Source organism: Nocardioides albus (assembly GCF_014648255.1).
GTDB lineage: Bacteria > Actinomycetota > Actinomycetes > Propionibacteriales > Nocardioidaceae > Nocardioides > Nocardioides albus.
The window spans coordinates 242,299-254,595 of sequence record NZ_BMQT01000008.1; the positions used below are offsets into that span (position 1 = coordinate 242,299).

Genomic DNA, 12,297 nt, shown 5'->3' on the forward strand with positions numbered 1-12,297 from the left:
CGTCCCCGAGCCAGTACCGCACCGAGGAGTGCCCATGACCGATCCCGCTGTTCATCACCCGACCCCAGGAGGGCACCGATGAGCCACCTCCCCCATCGGCGATCCGGCCGACACCGTCACTCCGCGACCCTGTTGGCCGGCGCTCTCGCCGCGGCGGTCGCTGTCGGTATGACGGGCACCGCCGCCGTCGCTGCCGCACCCGCCCCGACAGCAGCCAAGAGCGTGCCGGCGAGCTCGCCGACCACGCCGAAGGCCAGCACCGAGATCGCTCCCGAGAAGAAGGTCAAACCGGACCTGCGCCACCAGCTGGAGGACCGCGACACGGCCGACTTCTGGGTGGACTTCGACGACCGGGCCGACCTCTCATCGGCCGCCGCCATCGACGACTGGGACGAGCGTGGAGCCGCGGTCGCCGAGGCGTTGAAGTCGACCGCCGACCGCAGCCAGCGCGGGGTACGTGCCCGGTTGAAGGCCGCCGGAGTCGAGTTCGAGAGCTTCTGGGCGACCAACGCCATCAAGGTGAACGACGGCACCAGCGCCCTGGCCCACTCCATCGCCGCGGACACGTCGGTGAACGCCCTGTGGCCGAGCTTCGCCGTCGTCCCTCCGAAGACGACCACCAGCCAGCAGGCGCGTGCGACAGCGGCCACGGTGGAGTGGGGTGTCGCCAACGTCAAGGCCGACCAGGTCTGGACACAGGAGCAGCGCAAGGGCGAAGGCGTGGTCATCGCCAACATCGACTCGGGCGTGCAGTACGACCACCCGGCGCTGGTGAAGCAGTACCGCGGCAACAACGGCGACGGGACCTTCACCCACGACTACAGCTGGTTCGACGCCCAAGGGGTCTGCGACGGTGCGCCCTGTGACAACGACGGCCACGGCACCCACACCATGGGCACCATGGTCGGAGACGACGGCGCCGGGAACCAGATCGGTGTCGCGCCGGGCGCACGCTGGATCGCTGCCAACGGCTGCTGCGCCAGCGACACCACCCTGGTCTCCTCCGGCCAGTGGATGCTCCAGCCCACGGACCTGAGCGGACAGAAGCCCGACGCGAGCAAGCGACCGCAGGTCATCAACAATTCCTGGGGCACCAACGCGCCCTCGAACTCACCGTTCATGGCCGACATCTCCGCGGCCTGGACCGCCTCCGGCATCTTCGCGAGCTGGTCCAACGGCAACCTCGGACCCCAGTGCGCCACTTCCGGCTCCCCGGGCAGCCTGGCGATCAACTACTCGGTCGGCGCCTATGACGCGCTGAACAAGATCGCCTCGTTCTCCAGCCGCGGCGCGGGAGCCAACGGCCTGGTGAAGCCGAACATCTCGGCCCCCGGCGTCAACGTCCGATCCAGTCTGCCGGGCGACACGTACGGCTCCTACAACGGCACCTCGATGGCCGCTCCGCACGTGGCCGGCGCGGTCGCACTGCTCTGGTCGGCGAGGCCGACCCTGGTCGGCGACACCGGCTACACCGGCGAGCTGTTGGACGGATCCGCGGTGGACACCTCCGACCTGCAGTGCGGCGGCACCGCCGAGGACAACAACGTGTACGGCGAGGGCCGGCTCGACGCGCTCGCCCTGATCGAGCAGGTGCCGGCCGGCCCCGCGGGGACGGCCACGGGAACCGCCACCGATGCGGCCACCGACGAGCCGCTCAGCGGCGTCGACGTCCGTTTCGACGGCCCGATCGAGCGTACGGTGACCACTCAGGCCGACGGCGCCGTCGACGTGGACCTGCCGGTCGGCAGCTACGCGGTCACCGCGACCGCCTTCGGGTACGAGACTCTCGATCTGGGCACCGTCCAGGTCACCGAGGACGCCGGAACCGAGCTGGATCTGTCCCTCACCGCGCTCCCCTCGGCCACCGTCAGCGGTACCGTCACCGACGGCTCCGGACACGGCTGGCCGCTCTACGCCCGGGTCCGCGCGAACGGAACACCGGTGAGCACCTACACCGACCCCGCCACCGGCAGGTACTCCGTCCGGCTGCCCATCGGGGAGACCTATGACCTGAGCATCTCGGCGAACTACCCGGGCTACGCCCCCGGTCAGCGGCAGGTGACCCTGACCGACGGAAACGCCTCCGGCGACGTGTCCTTGAGAGTCGAGAGCTGCACGAAGGCTCCCGGGTACGCCGCGGACTGCTCCCCGATCCCTGGCGGACTGGTCGTCGGGGCCGTGACCGACGCGGTCACAGACAAGCCCGTGATCGACGCCGACGTCACGCGGGTCGCCGCCCCGGCCGAGTCCGGCCGCAGCGTACGCACCCCGGAGGACGACGCTCTCGACGACGGCTTCTACTGGCTGTTCTCCTCTGCCACCGGGCCGGTGGAGCTGCGGGCGACCAAGGGCGGCGAGTACACCCCCGGCAGCCAGCAGGCCACCATCGCCGGTGACGACGTCACCGAGGTCGACTTCACGCTCGGCGCGGGCCGGCTCGAGGTCACCCCCGGCGAGGTCACCGGCACGGTCACGCTCGGCGAGGCCGAGAACCAGGAACTCCAGGTGACCAACACCGGCAATGCCCCGGCGTCCTTCCGGGTCGTCGACCGGGACCGCGGCTTCGAGATCGCCACCGCCGACGGCGGCCGGCTGACGCCCGGCAGCTCCACCCGGGGTGCGCCGCTACGTCGCATCGAGACCCCGGTATCGCCGCTGCGACCCGACGGCGCGAGCGGCTCCGTCCTCAGCGGGATGGCGCCCGGATCCGAGGCGTGGGTGCCGATCGCCGATCACCCGACGAAGGTGATGGACAACGTCGCCGGCAGCTACCAGGGCAGGCTGTACTCCTTCAGCGGAACCGCAGACGGTGTGTACGGCACTCGTGCCTCCTATGTCTACGATCCGCAGACCCTGCAGTGGAACGAGATCGCGCCGATGCCGCAGGCCCGGCTGAAGCCGGCAGGCGCCTTCTACGACGGGAAGTTCTACGTCACCGGCGGCTGGGGCGGCGAGCCCGGCACGATGGTCAACACCACCTCGATCTACGACCCCGAGACCGACAGCTGGGCTGAGGGCGCGGAGAACCCGCTCCCGCGAGCCGCGGCCGGCACCGCCGTACTCGACGGCACGATGTACGCCGTCGGCGGCTGCGCCGCCGAGTGCGGCTCGGTCGCGGTGGTCACCTACGACATCGACACCGACACCTTCTCCCGGGTGGCCGACTACCCCGAGCCGACCGCGTGGCTGTCCTGTGGTGCTCTGGAGGACAAGATCTACTGCGCCGGCGGAGTGGGTTCCGGCACGCAGAGCAAGCACGCGTTCGTCTACGACCCGGACCGCGACGAGTGGCGGATGATCGCGTCGCTCCCTCGGACCGTCTGGGGAGCCGGCTACACCGCAGCGAACGGGAAGCTCTTGGTCTCCGGCGGCGTCGTCGACAGCGCGGTGAGCAACGCGGGCTGGGCCTACGACCCTGCCTCGGACACGTGGAGCGCGCTGCCCAACAGCACCCAGCTCACCTACCGCGGAGCATCGGCATGCGGCTTCGCCAGGGTCGGCGGCACCGCGGGCCAGTTCAACCCGGTGGCCACTGCCGAGACCCTGCCCGGGTTCGACGGCTGTGGCGATGACTCGACCGAGGCAGCCTGGCTCAGCAACGACACCGGATCGGTGACGTTGGCCCCGGGTGAGTCGACGACGGTGTCGATCGGCATGGACTCCGGTTCCCTGACGCAGCCAGGCATCTACCGAGGTGCCCTCCACCTGGTCGAGGACACCCCGTTCGAGGTCGAGAACGTTCCGGTGACCCTCGAGGTGGCGGCGCCGGGGACCTGGGGCAGGGTCGGGGGCACGATCGCGGGCACCACGTGCGGCGGCACCACGGGGCCGCTCTCCGGTGCCACCGTCGGGATCAACGGGTCGTCCTCGACCTGGACCCTGTCGTCGAGGGAGGACGGTTCCTATGCCCGTTGGGTCGACCGGGGCGAGAACCCGCTCGACGTCGTCGCCCACGCCGACGGCTGGGTCCCGGACTCGACCCGGGTACGACTCGGCAAGCGGCCGGTCACCGCCGACCTCACCCTCGACCGGTTGAGCTGTTGATCTGCTGATCTGCGGAAAAGCGACGAATCCGCCGAGTCGGTCGAGCTCTCGACCGACTCGGCGGACTTCGTCGAACCGGGCCTACCGAGCGGCAGCCTGGAGCGGCGAGTCGGCCCGCTTATCGGTTCGTCCGGCGCCGATCAGGACCTGGAGGCAGGCAAGCAGGACGAGCACAAGAGCCAGCGACCACCACACCCGGCCGGTCGTGACCTGGTTCCCCCACAGCAGCACGACAACACCCAGCGCGACCACGGCGACCCGAAGCCAGCAGGCGTTCGCGTCGACCCAGCGTCCCGCGGCATTCGCCTGACTCAGCGGGATGCTGGACCCGGCGTTCACCAGCGTGCCCGCGATGGCGCCGCGTGCCGCGGAGCCATACCGGTTTGCGCCGGCGAACAGGCCTGCCACGACGATGATGAGGCCCAGCAGCAGCACGGCATCCTGACCACGCTCCAGATAGACGAGGAGAGTCTGGTAGAAGACCTTGCTCGCCGGCCCGAACGTCGTGCCCGCGAGTTGATTCACGAACAGCTGCTCCCCGACCGAGAGCACCCAGCCCAGCAGCAGAGCGTTCGCGGCGAGAACTGCACCGACCCACACGGTCATTCGCGCGCGGCGGCGAGCCAGCAGCACGGCTCCCAGAAAGAGGATGCCCACGACCGGCAGGAGCCACTGAGCCAACGGGTTGCTGAACGCATAGATCGTGCGGGCCTGCCGCAGCTGCGGCGCATCCATCAGAACGATCTGCCGCTCTGTCTGCGGGATCGGAACCTTCTCGACGACAGTGAGTCCGCGCTCGACCAGCCGGTCCTTGGCCAGGGTGATGACCTCGTCGAGGTCGAGCACGACCTGGTCGCCCTGGAGCGAGACGGCACCGGAGTTGTCGCCGGTCAGGATCCGATGCAGGGCTTGCTGGGCGCGGGTGTTGATCCGAACCCACAGGTCGGCGAACTCGTCGGAGGCGACGAACCTGCGCACCTCTCGCTCGATGAGGCTGTTGACCGCTCCGGACATCGGACCGATCAGCAGCTCCACGCGAGGGGCATCGGTCTTGATGCCGGCGAAAGCCGTGGTGAGCAACGCTTCGATGTCGACCTGTTGCTGGATCGCCTCCGTGACCTTGGTCGCGATGGCGTCCTGGACCTCTGGCGACTCCACCAGCGGTCCCACGGTCTCGAGGTAGCGCGCCTCATCGTTCAGCGTGCGCTGACCCCAGTAGGCCACCGCGGCCGGCGTCACCAGCAACGCCGCCAGCACCAGGCAGACAACTGCTGCCACAGATCGGCCGACGGAGCGCCGTCGCGGTGGCGCCGGGTCGCTCTCCGGGATACGCGGCGACGGCGACTCCGGCGCGGTTTCTGTGTGAGACATGCGGCTCCTCGTTCCGGTCCGGCCGATCCTTCGACACTCAGCGTCGGTGCAGGTGAGCCCTGGGTCGTCACCCGGACCAGGTGAACTGCGAGTGATCTTCGGTCCAGCGCACCCATCGGCGGTAGGAACGCATCATCGACGCGCACGGCGGTGCGGGGGCGGTCGGCGCCACCTGTGGACCTCACCCGAGTCAGGTGAGGCAACCGCGCGCGATCGGCGCTGCGATGGTTCGGTGAGCACCCCGACGTACGCCATCGACCCCCGGCGCGACGGCTGATGCTGACCTGGCTTCGCGACCGGATCACGCTGCCTGGACACCTGTTCGAGCGGCGTACGGCCCGACGCGACGCCGCCGCCGGCGTCGTCCTCGGCATCGAGTCCGTGCCGGACGGGCTGGCCAGCGGTCTCCTCGCTGGAGTGAACCCGGTCGCCGGGCTCTACGGCTATCTGTTCGGGCTGGCCGGCGGGGCGCTGTTCACCGGGAGCGCCGCCATGGCGATCCAGGGCACCGGGGCGATGGCGATCATCGTCGCCGATGCCGGCCTCGACACGTACGAAGACCCGGTGCGAGCCCTCGCCACGCTGTCGATCCTCACCGGCGTGGTGATGATCGTCGCCGGGGTGCTCAGGCTGGGTCGGCTGCTGCGGTTCGTGTCCAAGTCGGTGATGACAGGGTTCATCTCCGCGGTCGGTATCAGCATCGTGCTGGGGCAGCTCGACAACTTCACCGGCTACGACTCCCAGGGGAGCAACCGCGTCTCGGCGGCGTTCGATCTGCTCCTGCACCTTCGTGGGGTGGATCTCGCATCACTGCTGGTGGGGCTGACCACGGTCGCCGGCATCCTCGTCCTGCAGCGCACCCGCCTGGGCGCCACCGGGCTCGTGGTGGCCGTTGCCGCAGGCTCGGCTCTGGCTGCGTTGCTCAACGCGATGGGCAACGACACCGTCGCGCTCGTCGCTGACGTCGCCGACGTACCGAACTCCTTGCCTCTCCCGGTGTTCCCCGACCTCTCCGCGACGATCGACCTCCTCCTCCCTGCGGCATCGCTGGCCTTCGTCGGGCTGGTCCAGGGGGCCGGCGTCTCCGCCGGGTTCCCGAACCCGGACGGGCCTGCCCGCCCTTCGCGTGACTTCATCGGCCAGGGCGCGGGCAACATCGCCTCAGGACTGTTCCGCGGCGTACCTGTGGGTGGATCGATGTCGGCGACGTCGCTGGTCGTGAGCGCCGGGGCGCAGAACCGGTTCGCGCTCCTGGTCGCGGCCGGGGTCATGGCCGTGGTGATCGTGCTTTTCGGGAGCGTGGTCGAGCTGGTCGCGATGCCGGCCCTCGCCGGGCTGCTGATCGTGGTCGGGGTCGGCACGATCAAGCCGGCCAAACTGCTCGCGGTCGCCCGGACCGGGCCCGTGCCGCTGACGGTGATGCTGACAACGTTCGTCCTCACCCTGCTGATGCCGTTGCAGTACGCCGTGCTGGTCGGTGTCGCCCTGTCGGTGCTGCTGTTCGTGATCGGCCAGTCCTCGCGCCTGGTGACCCGTCGGGTCGTGCTCGGCGATGACCATCGGATCATCGAGACCAACCCCCCAGGCCGCCTCGGCGAACGCGAGGTCGTGGTGCTCCAGCCGTACGGTCCGATCTTCTTCGCTACCGCGACCTCGCTGCGTTCGCAGATGCCGGAGGTGACCGCCGGCTCGCGCAGGTCGGTGGTGATCCTGCGGCTGCGAGGCGCGGACGAGGCGGGCGCCACGCTGCTCGAGGTGCTGGCGACGTACGCTGCGGCGCTCGGCGACCGCGGCAGCAGGCTGGTCATCGTCACCGACAACGAGCGGCTCGTACGTCAGCTGCAGACCGGTGGCACGCTCGGCGCGGCAGGCTCGGTCTACCAGGGCAGTGCCGTGATCTGGGAGGCCACCAGGAACGCCTACGACGACGCCGTCGCGTGGGTCGCCCAGGACTATGACGAGGTCGAGGACCAGAGACAGGACCAGAGACAGGACCGGGACCAGGACCAAACGCGGCTCGGCAGCGCGAAAGCCCGTCGTGACCCGCACGAGGGCGACCTTCCGCCCGACCAGATGGCCCTCTAGAGCCGTTCCGTTCACCCCTTTCCGGCGATCACGAACACCCCCGGGCGTACGCAGACTGAGCTCGTGACGAGCTCGGTGACCCCTGACGATTCCCGTACGGACTGGCGCGAGCTGATCGCGATCCTGCTGCTCTCCGTGACGGCGATCCTGACCGCCTGGACCGGCTTCCAGGCGAGCAAGTGGAGCGGCGCCATGTCGATCTCCTTCTCGCAGGCCTCGACGAACCGGATCGAGGCTGCTCGGATGGAGGCCACCGCCAGCCGCAAGCTGTCGGTCCAGGTCTCCTTGTTCACCCAGTGGCTCGAGGCCTACCAAGCCGATGACGCCGAACTGGCAGAGTTCCTCCAGGCACGGTTCCCCGAGCCTCTGGCCACTGTCTTCCCGGCGTGGCTCGACTCCCGGCCGTTGAAGGACCCCGACGCTCCGTCCACGCCCTTCGAGATGAAGCAGTACGTCATCCCGGAGTCCGTCGAGGCGCGCGCCGCGGACGCGACCGCCGATGGTAAGTTCCGCGAGGCGCTCCGCAACAACCAGCGCGGCGACAACTACACCGTCCTGACCATCGGTTTCGCCGCCGTGCTCTTCTTCGCGGCACTCTCCGAGCGCATGCGCCGCCGCGGCGCCCAGTGGGCGCTGCTCTGCATCGGCGGCACCGGATTCGTGATCTTGGCCGTGGTTTTGATGACCTTTCCGAAGATGCTCTGAGACAGTTCACCTGAATTAGGTGATTCTTTCGCCGATTTTTGCCATTTACCCTGAGTATCATCGCGAGTGAGACGGACTGCTACGTCTGGCTCGCCTACGGCATGGTGCGCTCAGCACACTCCCCCCGACACGAGCGCACCGGCACCGCCGTGGCATCAGAGCTCTGATGAGGGGAGGGGTTGTGCAGCGCAGCAAGTCGGCGCCCGCCGCAGACTCGAGAGAAGAAGGTGCACCCGTGCCACGCCGAGAGGCGTCAGCGGTGTTGACCACGCAGCCGAAGACCAGCGAGAGCGCCGCCCCGTGGCCGCGCCTGCCGAAGGTCTACCTGCCACGGCATTCGCTGTGGGCCGACCTCGATCGGTCCGCCGACGCCGCGATCACGCTGGTGATCGCGCCCGCGGGGGCGGGCAAGACCCTGGGAGTCGCCGGGTGGCTGCGCCAGCAGAACGCCGACGGGGCTCCGCGCCCCCAGCGTTGGGTCGACGCCGACGACACTCTCGATCCCGAGCAGCTCTCCAGCCTGCTCGACGAGACGACCGACGGAGCTCCGCCGCGCATCGTCATCGACGATGCCCACCTGCTTCCGGCCGCCACGCACAGGATGCTGAACGACCGCCTCAACGACGACCCCGACTCCATGCGCCTGGTGATGATCAGCCGGTGGGACCTGCCTTTCACCAGGCTGGTTCCGGAGCTGCTCGGCAACTTCTCGATCGTACGAGGCAACGTGCTGCAGCTGAGCGACACCGAGGCCGAGACGCTCATCGTCGAGCACGCCCGCACGCGTTCCAGGCAGGTCATCGACGGCATCACCCACCAGGCCCGCGGCTGGTGCGCAGCGGTCGTTCTCGCGGCGCGGTCGGTCCATGCGAGTCCGCCGGCCTGGGCAGGCGAGACCGTCTTCGACGAAGGCACCATCGGCCTCGGCGACCGGGTGGCGAGCGAGGTCTTCGCATCGCTGTCCGCCCGGGCGCGGCACCTGCTGCTCTGCATCTCTGCCGAGAGCACCGTGACCGCCCGGACCGCCGCTCATCTCACCCAGGACCCGACCGCCGGTGAGACCCTGGCGGATCTGGAGAGCACCGGTCTGCTGGTCACCCGTGCGGTCCCGCTGGTCCACGATGCCGACACCGAAGACGCCTACCGGATCCACCCGCTGCTCGCGGAGGTCGTCCGCCGGAGGCTGGTGGCCGGCGGGGTCGACGTGATGCGGGCGCGTTCGACGGTCGTACGCGCGGTTCGGATCGACCGGACGCGCGGCGAGGCGCAGGGTGCGCTGCGCAGGCTCGAGGCAGTCGGTGCCCACGAGGAGATGGCGGTCGTCCTCGCCGAAGACGGCGTCCGGACAGTGATGCACGGGGTCGGGGATCGCCTGAGCCCCTTCGCCCGCAATCTTCTCGAGCATGTCGAGACCACTCCGAGGACCTGGTTCGCGCTCGCGGTCGAGCACTGGCTCGACGGCGAGGTTCCCGAGGCCGAGCACTGGCTCGACAAGTGCCTGGCCGACCCGACGGAGATGTCTGTCGAGGAGCTCGCCTGCATCGGCCTGATGCGGGCCAGGCTCGGCATGGAGCCGTTGCGCTCGGCGGCCGACACGGCCGCCGCGGTGGTTCGTGGCATCCACAGTGCGGGCCGCGAGTCCGCCATCCTGCCGCAGCTGCTGATCGAGCTCGGCATCACCCAGTGCTGGCTCGGTGAGCTCGCGCAGGCCGAGCAGAGCCTCACCGCCGCGATCGGGCTCGCCCGCACCTGGGGCATGCCGTTGGTCGGGGCCGACGCATCCAGCCACCTGGCGATGACCGAATACATGCTCGGGCGCGAGGCGGCCTGCGGCGAGATCGCCGAGGAGGCCACGGCCCTGCTCGCTCGGGCCACGCCGAGCCGCTCGCACTCTCCTCGTCGTGCGTACATCCGGACCCGGATGGAGCTCGGCGCGGCCGTGGCCCGCACGGCACGGCGCCCGTGGATCGAGCTGGCACCCATCAAGGATGCGGCTCTCCACCCCGCCGACCTGTGCACCCGGTTCTGGATGAGGATCCGAGGAGCGCACGCCACCATGTCCGGCCACACGGTCGTCCGGGCTCGCCAGATTCTCGACGAGCCGTTGGACCTTCCTGGGGCGTTTCGGATGCCGGATCATCTGCAGGTCTCTCTGCTGATCAACCAGGCGGAGCTGGCGGCGCTCGCAACCGACCGACGGTCGTTGGACGCCGCAGAGGCCGCGCTCGTCGAGCGCGGGATGACCGGCGAGGCTGCCCTGGTCAAGGGGCTGCACGCCGACCTGGACGGAAACCGGCGCCTCGCCGCCGAGCTCTTCGAGACGGCGGCCGTGCAGGCCGTCTGGAGCCAGCCGATGGTCCGCGCGATCGCACTCGTGGCGCGTGCCGAGCTGCTCCACGAGATGGGCGATGTCGACGCCGCGTTCGAGCTCCTCCAACAGGCCGCGGTCGAGACCGAGGTCCGCCAGAACGCGATCCCCTTCCTCGGCTGGACGCGGCAGGGAACGCCCGTGCAGACCATGCTCGGTCGCTTCCCTGCGCTCAAGGCACAACCCTGGATCGGGCGGATCGCGTCGAGCATGGAGGGCATGCCCAGCCTGGCGACGTACTTCGATCAGGGGACGCCTCGGCCCTCCGAGACGATCGACGAGTCGGCCGGTCCCGTTCCCGGGCTCAGCGCCCGGGAACGGGACGTGCTCCGTGAGCTTGCTCGCGGGTCGACCTATGCCGATATCAGCGCCGCGCTCTTCGTCTCCGAGAACACGGTGAAGACCCACGTCAGCAGCCTGTACGCGAAGCTCGGCGCCTCACGTCGCAGTCAGGCGCTGGCGGTGGCCCGGTCCCTGAGTCTCATCTGACCCGACCCCGACAGGGCTGCGGGATCCCCCACGAGGCCACCTCAGCCCTTGTTCTCGGCGCGCAGACGGAAGGACATCACGACCGCGGCGATCCCGATGACGATCAACCAGACGCAGCTGATCACGACGAGGGCACCCAGCGAGACCTCGGGGTTGATGAGAAGCACGAGACCGGCGAGGACGGTGATCGCCCCGGCGAAGATGTCCCAGCCACGTCGGCCCGACGAGGGACGAAGGACTGCGCCGAGGATGTCCACGACGCCTCCCACGACCCACCAGATCCCCAGAAGGATCGTGACCAGGAGCACCGTCTGCACCGGGTCACGCAGGAACAGCAGGCCGACGATGATCGCCAGCGCCCCCGAGAAGCCGACGACCGCGCGCAGCCCGCCTTCCATGGCCTTGCCACCGATCGCCGAGATCAGGCGGAACACTCCCGAGACGATGATCTGGATCGCGATGATCACCGCACACACGCCGAGCGTCTGCTTCGGCCACACCGCCAAGGTGATGCCGAGTGCGGTGGTGGTCAGACCATAGGCCAGGACCAGACCCCAGTAGTCTCCCAGGCCGTCGAGCATGCCGCCGGACCCGGCGGACCGCGGCGCAGAGGCCACGTTCACGCTCGGGTCCGGTTCATGCACGTCGGCGTTCGGGGTGTCGGAACTCGACATGTCAGAGCTCGGCACGGCTCGAGATCAGCTGCGACAGCGACCAGATGACGAAGATGTACAGCGCCAGCATCGCGAGCGACCAGTAGGGGTAGTAGGGCATGAACGCGAACGCGGCGACCGATCCGACGATCGAGATCACGATGCCGGCGACCCGGGCCCACGTCTGCCCGAGCAGCATGCAGATGCCGACGACGAACGCGATCACCCCGAGGACCAGATGGATCCAGCCCCAGGTGGTGATGTCGAACTGGTAGACGTATTCGATGCCTTCGACGTAGACCTTGTCCTCGGCGATGGCTGCGATGCCGGCGAGGATCTGGAAGATGCCGACCATCGTGAGGAGAGTGCTGGCGAAGATGGCGCCGGAGAACGCGAAGGCGGTCTTGACCGGAGAGTCGTAGCCTCCGCCTCGTGTGGTGCTGCTCATGGGTGCTCCCTGTCGTCGTGAGCGATTCGGTCGACCGCTTCGTGGTCGGCCAGAAGTTAGATGGCCTCGGTCGCGGTTCGATCACCCACAACGGGCGAATCTTCTGGACCGAAGATGTCCCGGCGATACTCCGG

General features: G+C 69.2%; 7 protein-coding genes. 4 read left to right on the forward strand and 3 right to left on the reverse strand.

The window, feature by feature from the left end:
* Positions 1-78 precede the first annotated feature (78 nt).
* Positions 79-4,044, forward strand: coding sequence for a S8 family serine peptidase (locus IEY84_RS18295; protein WP_183548820.1), 3,966 nt, complete (start codon positions 79-81; stop codon positions 4,042-4,044).
* An 81-nt stretch (positions 4,045-4,125) separates the two neighbouring features.
* On the opposite strand, the gene IEY84_RS18300 is transcribed toward IEY84_RS18295, so the two are convergent.
* Entirely contained in the window at positions 4,126-5,415 is a 1,290-nt protein-coding gene (locus IEY84_RS18300) for a hypothetical protein (RefSeq protein ID WP_183548818.1), read from the reverse strand.
* A gap of 276 nt (positions 5,416-5,691) precedes the next feature.
* Here IEY84_RS18300 and IEY84_RS18305 point away from each other — a divergent pair, with 276 nt between their 5' ends.
* The 3 genes from IEY84_RS18305 to IEY84_RS18315 all read left to right on the forward strand — a co-directional run bounded on the left by IEY84_RS18305 (position 5,692) and on the right by IEY84_RS18315 (position 11,062).
* Positions 5,692-7,500: a SulP family inorganic anion transporter gene (locus IEY84_RS18305; RefSeq protein ID WP_183548816.1), complete on the forward strand. Its 1,809-nt coding sequence runs from the start codon at positions 5,692-5,694 to the stop codon at positions 7,498-7,500.
* A gap of 63 nt (positions 7,501-7,563) precedes the next feature.
* On the forward strand, positions 7,564-8,205 hold the full coding sequence (locus tag IEY84_RS18310) for a hypothetical protein (RefSeq protein WP_183548814.1): 642 nt from the start codon (positions 7,564-7,566) through the stop codon (positions 8,203-8,205).
* A gap of 259 nt (positions 8,206-8,464) precedes the next feature.
* Complete coding sequence (locus IEY84_RS18315; RefSeq protein ID WP_183548812.1) at positions 8,465-11,062, forward strand: LuxR C-terminal-related transcriptional regulator; 2,598 nt, start codon at positions 8,465-8,467, stop codon at positions 11,060-11,062.
* Positions 11,063-11,103: 41 nt separating this feature from the next.
* Here IEY84_RS18315 and IEY84_RS18320 read toward each other — a convergent pair whose 3' ends face one another.
* Positions 11,104-11,736: an HdeD family acid-resistance protein gene (locus tag IEY84_RS18320; RefSeq protein WP_183548810.1), complete on the reverse strand. Its 633-nt coding sequence runs from the start codon at positions 11,734-11,736 to the stop codon at positions 11,104-11,106.
* A 1-nt stretch (position 11,737) separates the two neighbouring features.
* A complete protein-coding gene (locus tag IEY84_RS18325; protein ID WP_183548808.1) occupies positions 11,738-12,163 on the reverse strand; it encodes a DUF7144 family membrane protein in 426 nt (141 codons plus the stop codon).
* Positions 12,164-12,297: the final 134 nt, after the last annotated feature.